This window comes from Collinsella sp. BG-O-102 (assembly GCF_023656745.1).
GTDB lineage: Bacteria > Actinomycetota > Coriobacteriia > Coriobacteriales > Coriobacteriaceae > Collinsella.
Map to the genome: position 1 here is coordinate 50183 of NZ_JAMOKO010000012.1, position 17796 is coordinate 67978.

The window sequence follows — 17796 nt, forward strand, 5'->3', positions numbered from 1 at the left end:
CCTTTCTGGGGTTGTTTCCACATCCCCCATGCCAACGGGCATCAAAACCCGCTTACATTCCGTAACACTCGGCCGCTTTGGCCTTAAGCGCATTGACTGACTCTTCGTAGCCCTCTGCCTTGACCTCCATTTGCTTGGAGACGGCATCAAGATACGGGTGCACGTCCCATGACTTCAGACGCTCGGCTATCATGGCCGCAATCGTCTGGAAGAACACAAGATTGGGAATTGCGCTGAGCAGCGGAGCCACCTGAGGCACCGCAACCTCGTGAGCCCTACCCTTGGGATGGGCCGTGAGCAGCACCGTTTTTGTCGTAACGTTCGATAGCGCATCAGCGATATTCGCAAGACGCTCCGACCCCTGCGGATCGTCGACGATAAACACCAGATAGCCCGGAACGATCTGCATCTCGGGACCGTGGACGAACTCCTCGCCTTCGTGATGCATGGCAGGAATCTTGATGGTCTCGCTCAGCTTGAGGGCCGCCTCTTCGGCAACGCCATAGTTGGGGCCGTTGCCGACGACCATGGCGGGCGTGTGCTCAGAAAGCTCGAGCATGTGGTCTTGGACATATGCCTCGGCGGTCTTGCACATCACGGCATTGGCCTGGATAGCCTCACGCAGGTCGTCAAGACGCTGGGCAACGCCCTTGGCGTCAATCGTTCCGCGCGCCTGACCGCCGTAAATACCAAAGAGCACCAGGTACTCAACGAGCACCTCGACGCCCAGAGTCACAAAGTCCACCGACTCGACGCCCACACCGTAGTCAAGAACGATGTCAGCGTGTTCCTTGATGGGTGCCTCGACGTTTGCCGTGAGCGCAACTGCAGCCATATCGTGTGCGCGCATGTAATCGAGCGCCGCAATCGTATTGGTCGAATAGCCACTCTGCGAAACGGCAATGTTGAGCACATGCTGCGGATAGGTGTGTTCAAAATTGACGAAGGCCTCGGGCGTCACAACGGACACCTGCATTTGCAGGGCATCTTGCAGGTAATCGCGGGCGCAATCGGCGGCATGGCGCGACGAACCCGAAGCAACGATGCGCAGCGCGTCAAAAGAACCGGACTGGAAAATATCAACGAGCTGCGCTACCAGCTCAGACGAACGCTCGAGGTTCTCCCCCATACGCACATGGGCAAGCTGAACGTAATCGAGCATCTTCATCGTCTCACCTCGTAACAAATCATTAGTATTTGATACCAATCACAGTTACAGGTTACGGCTTTTTGATACCTCTTTGTCGATTAATTTATCCCCATCGGCGAACGGTCGATTTTGAGCCCTGTAAGGTTGTATATACAGCTGACCCAACGATCAAAACTGGTTAGTTTCCCAGCCGTTATTCACAAAATACCAGCTAGTACGTATAGGTGTAGCCGCCCGTATCGCCACGATTGAAGGACTTTACATACTCGATAGCCTGACCGCTCGCGTCATAGCTCACGCATTCCAAAAGCAAAACAAGATCGCCCTGTTCCAGTCCAAGGAGGCCGGCATCTCGTGCGCCCAGCGCTTCGATATCGAGCTTTTCCTGTGCCATGACTGGCTTTCGGCCCAGCATCTCATAGGTCTCGTACAAACTGAAGACCGACACGTCAATATCTTCGATGGTTGGGAACAGCAGGCAGGGAATCAGCGCCGTCTCAATCGATACGGGGCTACCGTTTATGCAGTTCAGCCGTCGAACGGAATAGAGCAGGTCGTCCTCGGCGATGCCAAACAGGTCGGCGTAATATGGCCCCGCATAACGCTTGGAACGCGCGAGAATACGGACGGACGGCTCGCCGCCCGAAGCACGGACCGATTCACGGAAACCGACCGTGCGTTCAAAAAAAGCAGGTACTTTCTGCGCCACAAAGGCACCTTTTCCCCGAACACGGCGAATCTGCCCGCGCCGAACCAGCTCATCGACAGCGCTTCGGATGGTCAAGCGTGTCGTACCAAATTCCTCGGCAAGGTCTTTTTCGGACGGAATCATGGAACCCGTGGGATATATACCGCGCTCGATACGTTCCTCGATGCGGCGTCGAATGCGCATATAAACCGGGGTGGCATCTACTGTTTCAGCCATTGTTCACCTGCCACGCTCCTCATGCCGTTCTCTTCGCCGTTATCGGCAAAGCGGAACTTTGTGGGCAAAATCACCGATTTGCAATGCTCCACAAAACGCATGTCCTTATCAAATTCGATCGAGCTCTCATAGAACACCGGCGTTCCCTCTTCTTGCTGGAGCAGCTCGGCCTCTTCGGCGTTCAAACGCGAGATGGAGATATGCTCACGTCCATGCTCAACACGCACGCCACCTTCTTTGAGCAAGACATCGTAAAGGCTCTCACACTCAAAATCGTGCTCGGGAAGCGCGGGGCACAGGGACAGGTTAACGTGAGCGGTCTCGATTGACGCCGGCTCGCCCTCTATAAGTCGAATGCGCTGCATGCGGAGTAAAGGAGCGCCCACAGCCACCCCAAGCTTGTCGGCAAGCGCCTCATCCGCCTCGATGGTCCCGGTGGAAACCAGACGAGAAGAGGGGTGCAGGCCGGCAGTCCGCACAGCATCGGAAAAGTTATACGTTTCCTGGAAGATATTCAGCGGCTTGGGAGGACACACATACGTACCCGATCCGCGACGGCTCTCGAGCGTTCCACACGAGATGAGCCGCGTGATACCGGCGCGCAACGCCGTACGCGAAACGCCAATCTCTTCGCACAGCACGCGCTCAGCCGGCAGGCGATCGCCGCCGGCAAGCTGGTGGTGCTGGATATACCAAAGAATTCCCTCAACAGCACGATCTTTGGGGGGAATTGCATAAGATTCGCCTGCCATTGCACAGACTCCTCATTCAGAAACGTATGCCGCCAAAATTAGACCAGCCCTCCCATGGCATCAAATTCGGCCTTGATCTTCTCAGCGACATTCCGATACGACTTATATAGACTTGAATCGCGTTTGACTTCGTCGGTCATAACGGGAATCTCAAATTTGGAAACCTCGTCTTTTCCCGTCTGAACCGCCACAACAACGCCCATACCAAGACACATATTACGCTTGGCAGCGTTTATTTTCGCCGCCTTGGCAGGATTTGCCAGGATACGCTGGGCAAATTCCTGTTTTGAGGCCACTTCCTCGGCCTCCGGATCGCCCGCCTCGGCCACTTCGCACTGCAACACATCCGCATAGTCAAAAATCTTCGGCTCGCCGCCGCGCTGATGCACGGCCCACTTGCGGCGCGTGGCATCCTGGTAGATAGCCGGCAAAAACGTAAACCGCGGTGGGTCCAAAATCGTATCCGTGATGGTAAACACATCGGGATCAAAGGCATCCTGCGGGTTTTTCTTCTTGAACAGCCCCATATCACCCTCCCGTACTAGCATTAAACAACTCAAGCTGAATATAGCACCAATTTCAAGCCGCCACTTTACCGTATCGGTACGCGGCGTCTATGGCTCGCCCAGCGGAAGAGTTTACGGACGAGGGCCGGGGTGCCTGCCTTGTTTTGAGAAGTTCGCGAAGCCCACTTTTCAAAACAAGGCAGGCACCCCGGCCCCGCCGGCAAATAGCGGACACTCCGCATGCAATCTATGCAAACAAACAAGTACGCTTAGCTACATTCGGTAAGCTCGAGCACGCTGCCCTTAACGATAAGCGCCGGCTCCAAAACGACCTCTTCGGCACGCCTACCGCCCCTACCGGCAAGACGCTTGGACATGCAGCCAAAAGCATGCTCCGCGAGGACACCAGGATCCTGCTCAATCGCGGTCAGCGCCGGCTCAAAGAGAACGTCGGCCGCCGAGTTGTCATAGCTTACGACCGAGATATCGCCCGGGATGCTCTTACCCATCTCGTGCAAGCGCTTGAGCAGACCGAGGGCAATGTTATCCGAGCTTGCGAACACGGCGGTGGCGTCAGTTGCGAGCACCGCCTCCGACGCCTCGTATGCGCTCGGAATGTAGTACTCGCTCTCAAACTCCAAACGTGCGTCGATCGGCAGGCCAACCTCGCGCAGCGCACGCTCGTAGCCGGCAAGACGTTTACGACCCGTATTGGAACGGCGAGCATTAACCAAGCAGGCAATGCGACGGTGACCCTGCTCGATCAGATAGCGGGTAGCCATGTAGCCACCCATCTCGTGGTCGAACATCACCTTGTCGCACTCGAGCCCCTCAATGGCACGGTCGACCATTACCGCCGGAATGGGCAGATGGCTGACTTCTTCGCGCAGGGCGCGGTCGTCGGAGAACTCGTCACCCACTACCAGAAAGACGCCGTCGACGCCGCGCGTCACCAGCTGGCGCAGCAGCTCAAGATCGTCGTCGGCACTTCCACCCGAGCTGGTAATAAAGAGCGCATAGCCATCCTCGCGGCAGCGCTTTTCCAAGCTGCCGGCGAGCGAGGCAAAAAAGCGGCTCTCGATATTGGGAACGATAAGGCCCAGCGTGCGTGACTCGCGCATGACCAGGCTGCGCGCGATCTGGTTAGGGACATAGTGGTTGCGCGCCGCGACCTCCTTGATGAGCTTGCGGTTTTCTTCCGAGATGCGGCAGGGCCGATTATTGAGAACAAGCGAGACCGACGAGGGGGAAAGCCCCACCTCCTGGGCAATCTGCTTGAGAGTAACTTTGTTGCCCATCTCGCTCCTTCCGAGTATTCGCGCAATCTCTTGAAAGTATAGCGACCGTCCCTCTACCTCGATGATAAACACTTTACCAATCCGGTAGACGGCTGTTTTATCGCCGCCAGCGCACCAAATCCGTCCGGGTGGGGTATATTGCAATCGATTGATGACAACGACCACCAAAAGGCGGATATTCGTATGCACGAGAACGACTTTTTTAACGAGGACCTGCTGTGCGCGCTTGCTGGCGTTGCCGGCGAGGACAACGTACTGATGAGCGAGCCCATGCGCGAGCACACCACGTTTAAGATCGGCGGCCCGGCCGACGTCTTTGTCACGCCCGATACCGAGCAGGGCCTCGTCGCCACGCTCGATACCTGCTATCGCTGCGATCTGCCCCTCACCATCGTGGGCAACGGCTCCGACCTACTCGTCGGCGACAAGGGCATCCGCGGCGTCGTCGTGGCGCTGGGCGAAGGCCTCTCCGACATTACGATCGACGGCACGCACGTCACGGCGGCAGCCGGCGCGCTGCTTTCCGATGTCGCAGCCGCGGCAGCCGAGGCCGGTCTCACCGGCATGGAGCCCATCTCGGGCATCCCCGGATCGGTCGGCGGCGCCTGCTACATGAACGCCGGTGCCTACGGTGCCTGCATGGCCGATGTGCTGGAGTCCGTGCGCGTCTACAAACCCGCTCGCCAGCTCGACGACGGCACCCGCGGCAGCGGCAATATCATCGAGTTCGATGTCGACGAGCTCAACCTGGGTTATCGAAAGAGCCGCATCGCCGATGACGGCTTTATCGTGCTTTCGGCCACCTTCAATCTCGCCCCGGGCAACGCCGCGATGATCAAGGCCGACATGGACGACTACCGCCAGCGCCGCGAGGACAAGCAGCCGCTCGACATGCCGAGCGCCGGCTCCACTTTCAAGCGCCCCGAGGGTTACTTTGCCGGCAAACTCATCATGGATGCCGGCCTGCGAGGACACGCCGTTGGCGGCGCGCAGGTAAGCGAAAAGCACTGCGGTTTTATCGTCAACGCCAACCACGCCACCGCCGCCGACGTTGACGAACTCATCCGCGACATCCAAGCCAAAGTCAAAGAGCAGTTCGACGTAGACCTAGAACCCGAAGTCCACCGAGTAGGCGAATTCCTTTAACAAAGAAGGCCCCGAAAGGGGCCTTCACCATATTTATTCTGATAACCCAGTCCGGCGTGTGGCGTATTGGATCCGAGAGGTCCGTGGCTGCCCGAAAGGCATTAGGTTGATCGCGAGTTCCGCACGAGCCGGAGAGCACTTAATGTGCTCTCCGTGCGAGCAGGACTGTCCGAGCAGGCAACCTAATGCCTTTCGGGCAGCCACGGACCAACTTACTTCAAACCACCGTTACGACAGCGCAATACCGCCAAGCCAGCCCCAACGCACGCCAGAGCCAGTGCCGTAGAACCCAATGAACGAGTCAAGCGACCTCGACGTGATGGCGCCCTCGTTACTCATAACGATGCCGCCGCCAACGTAGATGCCCACGTGGCCATAGATCAGGCCCGGTATGCCGGTGCCGCTATGCGATGAGTCGGCAACAATCATACCCACCTGCAGCGCCGAGCGGTCGGAGCTATAGCACCAGGCGTTAAACATATCGCACGCGTTACCGCCAAAGTAGCCAACGCCGGCGTTACGGAAGACATTGGTAACCCACGCCGCGCACCAGTTCTGACCCGGCGAAGGCGTGGAGTAGCACGCGTTGACGACGGCCTGCTGCTTGCCCGAGCCGGCATTCTGCTGCGGAGTTCCGGGCGCATACGGTCCACCACCCGAGCTCGAACCGCCCGAGTAGGAATTGTTCTTGTTCGCGGCGGCCGCGGCAGCAGCGGCGGCCTTCCTGGCAGCCTCCTCGGCCTGGGCGGCAGCGAGAATCTCGGAATCACGCTGAGCCATGAGCTCCTTGACGTCGTCGGAAAGACCGCTCAGCACGGTCTGGACCTCTTGCTGCTTGGCCTGCATGTCCTGCATCTGGGCAGTCTGCTGGTCCTTGAGCTTCTCCAAGTCGGCCTTCTGCGACTCAAGCTCGGTCTTTTGCGCATCGAGCTCTTCCTGGATGGCCTGAATGTCCTCGATGGCGTCGCGGTCACTCTTGTTGATCTTCTCAACATAGTGCGCATTGGCGACGAGTTCCTCAAACGAACCCGAGGCGAGCAGCAGCGACAGGATGTTGGTGCCGCCCGACTTATAGCTGGCGGAAACGCGATCGGAAAGATCGCCGCGCTTCTTTTTGAGCTCGGCCTTCTTTTCGTCAATCTGCGCCTGCGTGCTGTCAATCTGGCCCTGTACGCCCTCGATATCGTTGAGGGTCTGGGCGTTCTTGTTGGCCAGCGCCGCGTATTCATTTGCGATGCTGTCGAGCTGGGCCTGAACCTCGTCAAGCTGAGTCTGGGCCGCATTGAGCTTGTCGGTGGTTTCCTTGGTGGCCTCCGCAGCATGGGCGCGAGCGGGCAGACCAAAAAGAACGGCTGCAGAAGCTGCGCCGAACAGGGCCTTGAGGGCAGTGCGACGCGAAAGCTCCTGGGAAAGGATGGAATCGCTGTTTGGTGACATATCTACTCCGTTACATGTTTATTTATATGTCGCTCAACTCATACATATTAGCGTACATCCGGCGCATCCCAACGATTTCCACGAACGGCAGCAAACCGTGTGGTCGGCGGCTCATATGCAAACGTCAAGGTCGAGGGTATGCCCACGCCAAACATTTCCATGAGTACGTTAGCATGTTCATCTGCTTTTCCTGCCCTGCACATTTTGGGTGCCCCTGCCTGCGCTATACTCCCCTGAAGAAGTGTTCCTGATTCGATAGGAGACTACATGTCCAAAGCACTCGACCCCAAAGACACCTGCGTCCTCGTAACCGGTGGCGCCGGCTTTATCGGCTCGCACACCGTCGTTCAGCTGCTCGAGGGCGGCTACCAGGTCGTCATCGTCGACGACCTCTCCAACTCCAGCGCCGTCGCCGTCGACCGCGTCAAGACCATCGTGGGCGAAGAGGCTGCCAAGAACCTCACCTTCTACGAGGCCAACGTGCTCGACCGCGAGGCCATGAACAAGATCTTCGACACCCATCAGATCGACCGCGTCATCCACTTCGCCGGCTTTAAGGCCGTCGGCGAGTCGGTGAGCAAGCCCGTCGAGTACTACCACAACAACATCGAAAACACCCTGGTGCTCATCGACGTCATGCGCAACCATGGCTGCAAGTCCATCATCTTCTCGAGCTCCTCGACCGTCTACGGCGACCCGGACAACCCGCCTGTCACCGAGGAAGACCCCAAGAAGCCCGCAACCAACCCCTATGGCTGGACCAAGTGGATGATCGAGCAGATCCTTATGGACGTTCACACCGCCGACCCCGAGTGGGACGTCGTGCTGCTCCGCTACTTCAACCCCATCGGCGCCCATCCGTCGGGCCTGATCGGCGAGGACCCCAAGGGCATCCCCAACAACCTGGTGCCCTATGTCGCGCAGGTTGCCGTGGGCAAGCTCGAGGCCGTTCAGGTCTTTGGCAACGACTACCCCACACCCGACGGCACCGGTGTGCGCGACTACATCCACGTGTGCGATCTGGCCTCTGGTCACGTTGCCGCCCTTAACTGGATGAACGGCAAGACCGGCGTCGAGATCTTTAACCTGGGCACCGGCACCGGTACCTCGGTACTCGAGGTCGTCGCCGCCTTCTCCAAGGCTTGTGGCAAGGAGCTGCCCTACGTGATCCGCGAGCGCCGCGCCGGCGATATCGCCGCCAACTGGTGCGATGCCTCCAAGGCCGAGCGCATGATGGGCTGGAAGGCTCAGTACGACATCGCGGATATGTGCCGCGATAGCTGGAACTGGCAGAGCCACAACCCCAACGGCTTCGCCGACGCCGAGTAGCAAAAACCTACATACCGCTCTTGCCCCGATCTCACGTTGTGAGGTCGGGGCTTTTTCATGGCATGTAACCATTCGCCGAAAATCGACCAACTTTTTTATCTTGCCTGTACATGTTTAAACAACATGTTTTACAATAGGCATATCGAATCAGAACATCGGGGGCGGACTGCACATCCATCGGCAGGCCGACCCCACAACAAGAAGGTTGGTGAGCGCATTCATGGAGCGTGCAAGCGGCGTCCTCATGCCCGTCTCATCTCTGCCCGGACCATACGGAATCGGCGGCTTTGGCTGGAATGCCTACGACTTCGTCGATTTTCTCGCCTCGTGCAAACAACATTACTGGCAGATTCTGCCCCTTACGACGACCAGCTATGGCGATTCGCCCTATCAGTCGTTCTCGGCCCGCGCGGGCAACCCCAACTTTATCGACTTTGCCGAGCTTATCGAGGCAGGGTATCTGGAGCAGCGCGATATCGATGACGTGTATCTGGGATCCGACCCCAGCAATGTCGACTACGGCGCTATCTTTGGCGGCCGCCGTCAGATTCTCGACCGCGCCGCTGAGCGCTTTGCTGCCGACAAGCCGGCCGATTTCGACGACTTTATCCAGGCAAACGAGGACTGGCTCATTCCCTATTGTGAGTTCATGACCGTGAAGGAGGAGTGCGGGCTCAAGGCCTTTTGGGAGTGGCCCGAGGAGCTCCGCCGCCGCGGCGAGGCATCCAGCAAGGTCTGCGCCGCCCATCCCGAGCGCATGCTCTACCACCAGATGACGCAGTACTTCTTCGATCGCCAGTGGAGCCGCCTCAAGGCCTATGCCAACGAGCGCGACATCCTGATCATCGGCGACCTGCCCATCTATGTCTCGCGTGACTCCGTCGAGATGTGGGCGACACCTGAGCTCTTTAAGATCGACGCCGCCGGCAATCCCGTCAGCGTCGCGGGAACGCCGCCCGACCAGTTCTCGGCCACCGGCCAGTACTGGGGCAACCCCATCTATGACTGGGATGCCATGGAAGCAGACGGTTTCTCCTGGTGGGAAGGCCGCATCCGAGCCGCCCTCGACATGTACAACATCATCCGTCTGGACCACTTCCGCGGTTTCGAGGCATTTTGGGAGGTGCCGTTCTCCTCTCCCGATTCGTCATATGGTTCGTGGACGCAGGGACCCGGCCTCAAGCTCTTCAAGGTGCTCGAGGAAAAGCTCGGCACGCTTCCCATCATTGCCGAAGACCTGGGCTTTCTTACCCCTGGTGTCATCGACATGCGCGACACCACGGGCTTCCCTGGCATGAAGATCCTGCAGTTTGCCTTTGAGGGCACCAACTCGTACTACCTGCCGCACAACTACATTGCCAGCACCGTCGCCTACGTCGGAACGCATGACAACGAAACGGCACGCGGCTGGTATGAGGGAACGGCCACCCCGCGTCAGCGCGAGCAGGCGGCCCTGTATACCCACCAGCAGGCAGGCGAGTCCATGGCCGACGCGCTCAACCGCACCATCGCCGCCAGCGTGAGCGATACCTGCATCTACACCATGCAGGACCTGCTCAATCTGGGCAACGAGGCGCGCATCAACACCCCCGCCACTCTGGGCGGCAACTGGACCTGGCGCATGCTTGATGGCGCCATCACCCGCGAACTCGAGCATAAACTCACCGACTGGACCGAGACCTACTTCCGCATCCCGTCGAAAGCCGAAATCGAGCTTCCCCAATAGGAGCCACCGCGCCCGACCTCACCCCACCGTGCGGACGCGACCGCTTTTCCCGCGCGAGGCCACCCCAATCCCCTCGCGCGGGCTTCTTTTGAATTACTGACATGTAGACAACTCACCACAGGAGGAAACATGCCCCGTATCGATCTTGCGGATCTTACCGAGCAGTCCTTTGGAACTTCGCTCGAGCAACTCGATGACCGCCGCATTTACAAACTGCTGGTCAAGCTCGTACAGGAGCGCTCCGCCGCCTGCCCGCTCAACAATGGCAAGAAAAAGCTCTACTACATCTCTGCTGAGTTTTTGATTGGCAAACTGCTCATCAACAACATGATCGACCTTGGCATCTATGCCGAGGTTAAAGACCAGCTCACCGCTGCCGGCCACGACCTCAACAAGATTGAGGAGTTTGAGGTCGAGCCCTCGCTGGGCAACGGCGGCCTGGGCCGTCTGGCCGCGTGCTTCCTGGATTCCATTGCCACGCTGGGCCTTACCGGTGACGGTGTGGGCCTCAATTACCATTACGGCCTGTTCCGTCAGCGCTTTGCCGACAACCAGCAAAAGGCCGTCCCCGACGAGTGGCTTAGCGAGCAGGACATCCTGATCGATGACGACCGCTCCTACACCGTCGAGTTTGGCGATTTTGCCGTCACCTCCAAGCTCGTCAACATCGATGTGCCCGGTTACGGCCAGCCCACCAAGAACCGCCTGCGTCTGTTCGACCTGGCAAGTGTCGACGACGGCCTGGTCCCCAGCAGCTCCATCGACTTCGACAAGACGAAGATCGCCAAGAACCTCACCTTGTTCCTCTATCCGGATGATTCCGATGAGCAGGGCCGCCTGCTTCGCATCTACCAGGAGTACTTCATGGTGAGCAACGCCGCCCAGCTCCTGATCGACGAGGCCGTCGAGCGCGGCAGCAACCTGCACGATCTGGCCGACTACGCCGTGGTCCAGATCAACGACACGCACCCCACCATGGTCATTCCCGAGCTCATCCGCCTGCTCACCACCGAGCACGACATCGAGTTTGACGAGGCCGTTGCCATCGTGCGCTCCATGGTCGCCTACACCAACCACACGATCCTTGCCGAGGCGCTCGAGAAGTGGCCGCTCGCCAGCCTGCAGAAGGTCTCGCCCGCCATCGCCGACATCATCGTCAAGCTCGACGAGGTTGCCAAGGCCGAGCACGACGACCCGCGCGTCGCCATCATCGACGAGCACGACACCGTCCACATGGCCCACGTGGACATTCACTTTGGCTTCTCCATCAATGGCGTCGCCGCACTCCACACCAAGATTCTGGAGGACACCGAGCTTCACCCGTTCTACGAGATCTATCCCGAGAAGTTCTCCAACAAGACCAACGGCATCACCTTCCGTCGTTGGATCCATGGCGCCAACCCCGCGCTCGCCAACCTGCTCGACGATGTAATCGGCACCGATTGGCGCAGCACCGGCGACCTGAGCAAGCTCGCCGAATTCGCTAACGACAAGGATGTTCTTGAGCGCCTGGCCGCCACCAAGGCCGAAGCCAAGACCATCATGCGCCAGTTCATGGCGCTCGAGCAGGGCGTGACCATTCCCTCCAACGCCATCATCGACGTCCAGGTCAAGCGCATCCACGAGTACAAGCGCCAGCAGATGCTCGCGCTCTACATCATCTGGAAGTATCTCGACATCAAGAACGGCAACAGACCTAAGCATCCCGTCACCATCATCTTTGGCGGCAAGGCAGCACCTGCCTACACCATCGCCCAGGACATCATCCATCTGATTCTGACGCTGTCGCAGTGGATCGCCAACGACCCCGACGTGGCCCCCTACCTGCAGGTTGTCATGATCGAGAACTACAACGTCACCGCTGCTGAGCGTGTGATCCCCGCCGCCGATATCTCCGAGCAGATCAGCTTGGCCTCCAAGGAGGCGAGCGGCACCTCTAACATGAAGTTCATGCTCAACGGCGCTTTGACCCTGTGCACACTCGACGGCGCCAACGTGGAGATTGCCGAGCTCGTGGGCGACGAGAACATCTACACCTTTGGTGCCTCTTCCAAGCAGGTCGAGCAGCTCTACGCCAATGGCAGCTATAACGCCGGCGCGCTCTATCGCAAGCCCGGCATCAAGCTGCTGGTGGACTTCATCACCAACCCCGCCTTTATGGCGACCGGCAACGCCGAGCGCCTGCAGCGTCTGCACGACGACATCAAAGGCAAGGACTGGTTTATGGCCCTGCTCGACATTGAGGAGTACATCCAGACCAAGGAGCGCGTGCTGGCAGACTACGAGGACCAGGACGCTTGGATGCGCAAGGCGCTGATCAACATCGCCAACGCCGGCACCTTCTCGTCTGACCGCACGATCTCCCAGTACAACGACGAGATTTGGCACCTGAGCTAATTTCGTTTCCTTTACCCATCCTCTTGAAAGCGGAGTCGCGGCAACGCGGCTCCGCTTTTTGTGCCGATACGCCGGCCCGTGATTTGTCTCGACCAAACAATCTCGTTCTGTAACAGGTAGCTGCCGAAATCAGCCTCCCGTGTTACAGATCGAGATGAAAGGATAGGCAGCTCGATGCTGTCTCAATCTGTAACATCTAGACCCAATTTGGCCCTCCTCCTGTTACAGATTGAGACAAACTGACAGACGAACGGTCCCAACACAAAGAAAGGCTCCCCTCTCGCCCAGTGGACGGGAGGGGAGTCTTATATGTGACCGCGGCAAAAGGATGGCAATACCGCAGTCGCCCAAAGGGAGGGCCTGGATGCACCAGGCCTAGATAAGGTTCTTGCCAGAGACCTTATCGAAGAGGTGGGTCGCGTTCTTCTCGAACTTGAACCAGATGGGGTCGCCCGCCTTGAGCGCACCCTTGGCCTCAAGGTCGACAACGGGAATGATCAGGACGAACTGGCCATCGGGAGCGGTCACGTGGACATGCTCGGTCGAACCCATGAGCTCGGTCACCTCGACGGTACCCTGGAGCGCACCCTCCTCGCCCTTGTCGGCAAGCAGAATCTGCTCGGGGCGCACGCCGGCCGTAATCTCCTTCACGTCGCCGCCGTCCCAGTTGAGAGCAAGCTGAGAGCAGGTCTCGGGGGCGAGCGCCACGTTCATATCCTCGGTCTTGACGGTGAAGCCGTTGCCCGAGCGCGCCAGCTGGGCATCGAAGAAGTTCATCTGCGGCACGCCGATAAAGCCGGCAACGAAGATGTTCGCGGGATGGTTGAAGACCTCCTGCGGGGTGGCGATCTGCTGGACGACGCCGTCCTTCATGACCACAATGCGATCGCCGAGGGTCATGGCCTCGGTCTGGTCGTGGGTGACGTAGATGAACGTGCCCTTGATCTCGTGGCGCAGCTTGATGAGCTCGGCACGCATCTGGTTACGCAGCTTGGCGTCCAGGTTGGACAGCGGCTCGTCCATCAGGAAGACCTTAGGATCACGCACGATGGCGCGGCCGATAGCGACACGCTGACGCTGGCCGCCCGAAAGCGCCTTGGGCTTACGGTCGAGGTACTCGGTGATACCCAAGATCTCGGCAGCGGAGCGAACCTTACGGTCGATCTCGTCCTTGGGGACCTTCTTGAGCTCAAGCGTAAACGCCATGTTCTCGTACACCGTCATGTTGGGGTACAGAGCGTAGCTCTGGAACACCATGGCGATGTCGCGGTCCTTGGGAGCGACGTCGTTGACGCGCTTGCCGTCGATGAACACGTCACCCGAGGTGATGTCCTCCAGGCCAGCAACCATGCGCATCGTCGTGGACTTACCGCAGCCAGACGGGCCAACGAGGACGACGAACTCCTGGTCGTGAACGGTGAGGTTAAAGTCCTCAACAGCGAGCACGCCATCCTCGGTAACCTTGAGGTTGTGCTTCTTCTCCTCGGTCTTCTTCTTTTTGCCAAAGAAGCCCTTCTTTTTGGACTCGGTGTTGGGATACACCTTCTGAACATGTTTGAGAACGATCTCGGCCATGTCTTTACCTTTCGATATGCGGCACCATGTTGAGGGCGCCGCAGAAACTTGCAAAACAGTTACGGCATCAGCCCTTGACGGCACCTGCCACCACGCCGTCGATGATGTACTTCTGGCAGAGGATGTACATGATAACGATGGGGATAACGACCATCATGATGCAAGCCATCATGGGGCCGAGCTCGACGTGGCCGTAGCCGCCGCGGAAGTACTGGATCAAGATAGGAATGGTCTTGTACTTGGTGGAGTCGAGCGTAAGGTAGGGCAGCAGGTAGTCGTTCCAGACCCACATGGTCTCGAGAATGCCGACCGAAAGATAGGTGGGCTTCATGATGGGAAGGACGATCTTAAAGAACACCTGGACCGGGTTGCAGCCGTCGATCATGGCCGCCTCCTCGATCTCGAGTGGGATGTTCTTTACAAAGCCGGCGAACATAAAGACCGCCAGGCCCGCGCCAAAGCCGAGGTAGATAAAGCAGATGTTGAACGGCGTGTTGAAGCCGATGCGGTCCGCCAAATTGGACAGCGTGAACATGAGCATCTGGAAGGGCACGACCATCGAGAAGACGAACAGGTAATAGAAGAAGTTCGAGATCTTGCTGTTGACGCGCACTACGTACCAAGCACACATGGAGCAGCACACCAGAATCAGCACGACCGACGTGACCGTGATGATGAGCGAGTACATAAATGCCGAGGCAAAGCCCTGCTCGTTAAGGGCATGCATGTAGTTTGCGAGGCCGTTGAACGTCTCGGGCGTGAGCAGATCGAATGCCGTGGTGGTGCTGATTGCAGTTGCCTTTTTAAAGGAATTGAGCGCGATCATGAACACGGGGTAGATCCACGCGAGCGACAGGATCGTAAAGAAAATCGAGAGCGCGCGGTTGATAACCTTATCGCGTTTCATTACTGCTGCACCTCCTTGGACCTCGTGGCCTTAAGCTGAATCATGGAGATGGCTACGACCAGGATGCAGAAGATAACCGCCTTGGCCTGACCGATGCCCTGCCATGCGATACCGGCACGCGAATAGAACGTGTTGTAGATGTTCAGGGCGAGCATCTCGGTGGAGTGCGCGGGGGCGCCGCCGGTAAGGGCGAGGTTCTGGTCGAACAGCTTAAAGCCGTTGGTGATGGACAGGAACAGGCAGATGGTAATCGTCGGCATCAGATTGGGGATCTTAACCTTCCAGAACGTCTGCCATGCCGTGGCACCGTCAACCTTGGCGGCCTCGATGTAGTCGGACGGAATGGACTGCAGACCAGCGATGTAGATGATCATCATGTAGCCGACCTGCTGCCACAGGGTCAGGATGATAAGGCCCCAGAAGCCGGCAGCGGAGTTAAGGGCAATGAGCTGGGCGCCCACGTTGGAGAGCAGGCAGTTGATCAGGATCTGCCAGATGTAGCCCAACACGATGCCGCCGATCAGGTTAGGCATAAAGAAGATCGTACGGAAGATGTTGGTGCCTTTGAGCGCCTTGCGGGTGAGCGCCTGCGCAATTGCCAGGGCGATCACGTTGATGAGCACCGTCGACAGGAAGGCAAACGCCACGGTAAAGAAGAACGACGTGGCAAACTGCGGATCGGACAGCGCGCGCACGTAATTCTTGATACCGACAAAATGCGTGTTGTTAATGGTAATAAACTGGCAGAACGAGAGATAGAAGCCCTGGATAAAAGGGATCACGAACCCGATCATAAACGCCAGGCACGTGGGCAGCATAAAGAGCGGCCACCAGCGCTTGAGTGCTTTGCCCATAAAAGGGTCCTTTCAATATGCAGGGGGCGGGCAAACCAACGTCTGCCCGCCCCCTGTCGCTAATCAGATAGCTTGGGCAGCAACTGCTTACTCGGAAGCGGCCTTCTCGGTCTTCCAGCCATCGACGAAGGCGTTCTTGACGCCGTCCCACTTGCTGTTGTCGGCAGCGTAGGCGATCAGAGCCTGCTTGAGGTTCTTCTTCCACTCCTCAGAGGGGATGTAGACGAAGTCCCAAGCAACGGTCTTCTTGCCGTCTTTGGCCATGGCAACGGCCTGCTGCGAGAAGACGTTGGTGGTTTCCTTGGCGCTCTTGAACGGAGCGGTCAGACCCATCTTGTCAGCGATGATGCTGGTGGCGGTGTCAGAAGTGACGCACCAATACATGAAGTCCTCGGTGGCCTTCTGGGCATCCTCGGAAGCCTGGGAGCTGACGCACCAGTAGTTCTCGCCGCCGGAGCACAGGCCCTGGTTCTCCTCGCCGTCGACACCGATGTAGATGGGCATCATGCCAATCTGATCGTCGGTCATGCCGGCCTTGGTGAGGTCAGCGTAGGCCCAAGAACCGTTCTGATAGAAGACGGCCTTGCCGGTTGCGAACTCGTTGGTGGCGTCGTCGCCGGTCTTGGAGGCAAGCTGCGAAGGATCGCAGGTGGAGTCGGTGATGTACAGGTCGAAGATCTGCTTGAAGTTGTCGAGATACTCGCCCTTAATCTCGTCGTCCTCCTGGTTGTGCTCCTTCTCGAACTCGTAGTAGAGCGGGAGGTTGGCGAGGTGGGTGGTGTAGCGCCAGCTGGAGGAGTCGTCCATGCCGGCGGAAGTGAAGGCACCCTCAACACCAAGCTCGTCCTTGCGGGCCTGGATGTCGTCGGCACAAGCCTTCAGCTTGTCGAAGGAGTTGATGTCCTCGGCCTTGTAGCCAGCCTTCTCGAGCAGCTGCTTGTTGTAGATGATGCCGTAGCTCTCCTGGACCCAGTCGATACCCAGATCCTTGCCATCGGACTGCAGAGCCAGGGAGTCGTCAATGAGCTCACCGCGGAGCTTGGTATCGGACAGGTCGGCGCAGTAATCCTTCCAGTTCTTAAGACCGGTGGGGCCGTTGACCTGGAACAGGGTCGGAGCGGAGCTCTTGGACATCTCGGACTTGAGCTTCTCCTCGTAGGTGTTGGAGGCGGCGGTCACGATCTTGACCTCGACGCCCTTCTCCTTCTTGTACGCCTTGGCGATCTCCTTCCACTCCTTGTCGACCTCGGGCTTGAATTGGAGGAAGTAGACCTCGGCAGCGTCACCAGAAGCAGAGGAGCCGGAGCCGGCAGAACCGCCGCAACCCACGAGACCCAGACCAAGAACCGCAGCCGCGGAACCAGCAAAGCCCAGGAACTGCCTTCTGCTCATTTCGTTCTTCATTACAATCCACCCTTTCACACCGTGGCGGCACCCTTTGCCGCCGCCTTCGGAGATTGGCTCGGGGACTTTGCCCCTTTTGCTGATTTGTACGATACGCTATTTGGCTAGTTGTTTGAACAAGTATTACTAGAGCGGTAGAAAAACTTCGGTGAACGGTAATTTCAACTTGATACTTGACAAGTTTTGTATAAACAATTATTTGTTATCTAATGCAGAGAAAACGCCCGGTCAAGCCGATGTACCGTCGGTTTGACCGGGCGTTTTCTCTAATATGAGAAAGCCATTGTCAATAGGCATGTTCGTTCGAGCCCGGTTTGAAACCGGGCTTTTTCGTTTCCCGTCGGGAGAGCCCGCGCACGCTGCATGGCTTAGTCGACGCTTGCCTGGCAA

At 58.2% G+C, this 17796-nt stretch carries 14 protein-coding genes; 4 read left to right on the top strand and 10 right to left on the bottom strand.

What is annotated here, in order from left to right; genetic code table 11:
• Window positions 1-52 precede the first annotated feature (52 nt).
• From NBH09_RS07290 to NBH09_RS07310, 5 genes are all read right to left on the bottom strand, one after another.
• Window positions 53-1168 (bottom strand): SIS domain-containing protein, encoded by a 1116-nt coding sequence (locus NBH09_RS07290; RefSeq protein ID WP_250787563.1) that lies wholly within the window; start codon window positions 1166-1168, stop codon window positions 53-55.
• Window positions 1169-1361: 193 nt separating this feature from the next.
• Complete coding sequence (locus NBH09_RS07295) at window positions 1362-2075, bottom strand: GntR family transcriptional regulator (RefSeq protein WP_250787564.1); 714 nt, start codon at window positions 2073-2075, stop codon at window positions 1362-1364.
• Window positions 2060-2827 carry a GntR family transcriptional regulator gene (locus NBH09_RS07300; RefSeq protein ID WP_196022646.1) on the bottom strand — a complete coding sequence of 256 codons (768 nt, stop codon included), beginning with the start codon at window positions 2825-2827 and terminating at the stop codon, window positions 2060-2062. The genes NBH09_RS07295 and NBH09_RS07300 overlap by 16 nt, the downstream gene beginning before the upstream one ends.
• A gap of 38 nt (window positions 2828-2865) precedes the next feature.
• A complete protein-coding gene (locus tag NBH09_RS07305) occupies window positions 2866-3354 on the bottom strand; it encodes a hypothetical protein (protein WP_250787565.1) in 489 nt (162 codons plus the stop codon).
• A 248-nt stretch (window positions 3355-3602) separates the two neighbouring features.
• Window positions 3603-4631, bottom strand: coding sequence for a LacI family DNA-binding transcriptional regulator (locus NBH09_RS07310; RefSeq protein WP_250787566.1), 1029 nt, complete (start codon window positions 4629-4631; stop codon window positions 3603-3605).
• Window positions 4632-4814: 183 nt separating this feature from the next.
• Between NBH09_RS07310 and murB the strand changes: the two genes are divergently transcribed.
• Window positions 4815-5777: a UDP-N-acetylmuramate dehydrogenase gene (gene murB / locus NBH09_RS07315; RefSeq protein ID WP_117770535.1), complete on the top strand. Its 963-nt coding sequence runs from the start codon at window positions 4815-4817 to the stop codon at window positions 5775-5777.
• Window positions 5778-6005: 228 nt separating this feature from the next.
• Here murB and NBH09_RS07320 read toward each other — a convergent pair whose 3' ends face one another.
• Window positions 6006-7214, bottom strand: a complete 1209-nt coding sequence (locus tag NBH09_RS07320; protein WP_250787567.1) for a coiled-coil domain-containing protein — start codon at window positions 7212-7214, stop codon at window positions 6006-6008.
• Between the two features lie 267 nt (window positions 7215-7481).
• On the opposite strand from NBH09_RS07320, the gene galE reads away from it, so the two are divergent.
• From galE to glgP, 3 genes are all read left to right on the top strand, one after another.
• Entirely contained in the window at window positions 7482-8543 is a 1062-nt protein-coding gene (gene galE, locus NBH09_RS07325; RefSeq protein WP_118081984.1) for a UDP-glucose 4-epimerase GalE, read from the top strand.
• Window positions 8544-8751: 208 nt separating this feature from the next.
• Window positions 8752-10269 (top strand): 4-alpha-glucanotransferase, encoded by a 1518-nt coding sequence (malQ, locus tag NBH09_RS07330; RefSeq protein ID WP_250787569.1) that lies wholly within the window; start codon window positions 8752-8754, stop codon window positions 10267-10269.
• A gap of 129 nt (window positions 10270-10398) precedes the next feature.
• Window positions 10399-12666 carry a glycogen/starch/alpha-glucan family phosphorylase gene (glgP, locus tag NBH09_RS07335; protein WP_250787571.1) on the top strand — a complete coding sequence of 756 codons (2268 nt, stop codon included), beginning with the start codon at window positions 10399-10401 and terminating at the stop codon, window positions 12664-12666.
• Window positions 12667-13041: 375 nt separating this feature from the next.
• On the opposite strand, the gene NBH09_RS07340 is transcribed toward glgP, so the two are convergent.
• From NBH09_RS07340 to NBH09_RS07355, 4 genes are all read right to left on the bottom strand, one after another.
• Window positions 13042-14241: an ABC transporter ATP-binding protein gene (locus NBH09_RS07340; protein ID WP_250787573.1), complete on the bottom strand. Its 1200-nt coding sequence runs from the start codon at window positions 14239-14241 to the stop codon at window positions 13042-13044.
• Window positions 14242-14308: 67 nt separating this feature from the next.
• Complete coding sequence (locus tag NBH09_RS07345) at window positions 14309-15148, bottom strand: carbohydrate ABC transporter permease (protein WP_006235865.1); 840 nt, start codon at window positions 15146-15148, stop codon at window positions 14309-14311.
• Window positions 15148-16002 carry a carbohydrate ABC transporter permease gene (locus tag NBH09_RS07350; protein WP_250787574.1) on the bottom strand — a complete coding sequence of 285 codons (855 nt, stop codon included), beginning with the start codon at window positions 16000-16002 and terminating at the stop codon, window positions 15148-15150. The genes NBH09_RS07345 and NBH09_RS07350 overlap by 1 nt, the downstream gene beginning before the upstream one ends.
• An 87-nt stretch (window positions 16003-16089) precedes the next feature.
• Window positions 16090-17406 carry an ABC transporter substrate-binding protein gene (locus tag NBH09_RS07355; protein ID WP_138341397.1) on the bottom strand — a complete coding sequence of 439 codons (1317 nt, stop codon included), beginning with the start codon at window positions 17404-17406 and terminating at the stop codon, window positions 16090-16092.
• Between the last annotated feature and the right edge of the window lie 390 nt (window positions 17407-17796).

What these genes read in the sequence shown, in the direction of transcription:
- NBH09_RS07290 (WP_250787563.1), bottom strand. Translation starts at nt 1,168, where the DNA reads ATGAAGATGCTCGATTACGTTCAGCTTGCCCATGTGCGTATGGGGGAG.
- NBH09_RS07295 (WP_250787564.1), bottom strand. Translation starts at nt 2,075, where the DNA reads ATGGCTGAAACAGTAGATGCCACCCCGGTTTATATGCGCATTCGACGC.
- NBH09_RS07300 (WP_196022646.1), bottom strand. Translation starts at nt 2,827, where the DNA reads ATGGCAGGCGAATCTTATGCAATTCCCCCCAAAGATCGTGCTGTTGAG.
- NBH09_RS07305 (WP_250787565.1), bottom strand. Translation starts at nt 3,354, where the DNA reads ATGGGGCTGTTCAAGAAGAAAAACCCGCAGGATGCCTTTGATCCCGAT.
- NBH09_RS07310 (WP_250787566.1), bottom strand. Translation starts at nt 4,631, where the DNA reads ATGGGCAACAAAGTTACTCTCAAGCAGATTGCCCAGGAGGTGGGGCTT.
- murB (WP_117770535.1), top strand. Translation starts at nt 4,815, where the DNA reads ATGCACGAGAACGACTTTTTTAACGAGGACCTGCTGTGCGCGCTTGCT.
- NBH09_RS07320 (WP_250787567.1), bottom strand. Translation starts at nt 7,214, where the DNA reads ATGTCACCAAACAGCGATTCCATCCTTTCCCAGGAGCTTTCGCGTCGC.
- galE (WP_118081984.1), top strand. Translation starts at nt 7,482, where the DNA reads ATGTCCAAAGCACTCGACCCCAAAGACACCTGCGTCCTCGTAACCGGT.
- glgP (WP_250787571.1), top strand. Translation starts at nt 10,399, where the DNA reads ATGCCCCGTATCGATCTTGCGGATCTTACCGAGCAGTCCTTTGGAACT.
- NBH09_RS07340 (WP_250787573.1), bottom strand. Translation starts at nt 14,241, where the DNA reads ATGGCCGAGATCGTTCTCAAACATGTTCAGAAGGTGTATCCCAACACC.
- NBH09_RS07345 (WP_006235865.1), bottom strand. Translation starts at nt 15,148, where the DNA reads ATGAAACGCGATAAGGTTATCAACCGCGCGCTCTCGATTTTCTTTACG.
- NBH09_RS07350 (WP_250787574.1), bottom strand. Translation starts at nt 16,002, where the DNA reads ATGGGCAAAGCACTCAAGCGCTGGTGGCCGCTCTTTATGCTGCCCACG.
- NBH09_RS07355 (WP_138341397.1), bottom strand. Translation starts at nt 17,406, where the DNA reads ATGAAGAACGAAATGAGCAGAAGGCAGTTCCTGGGCTTTGCTGGTTCC.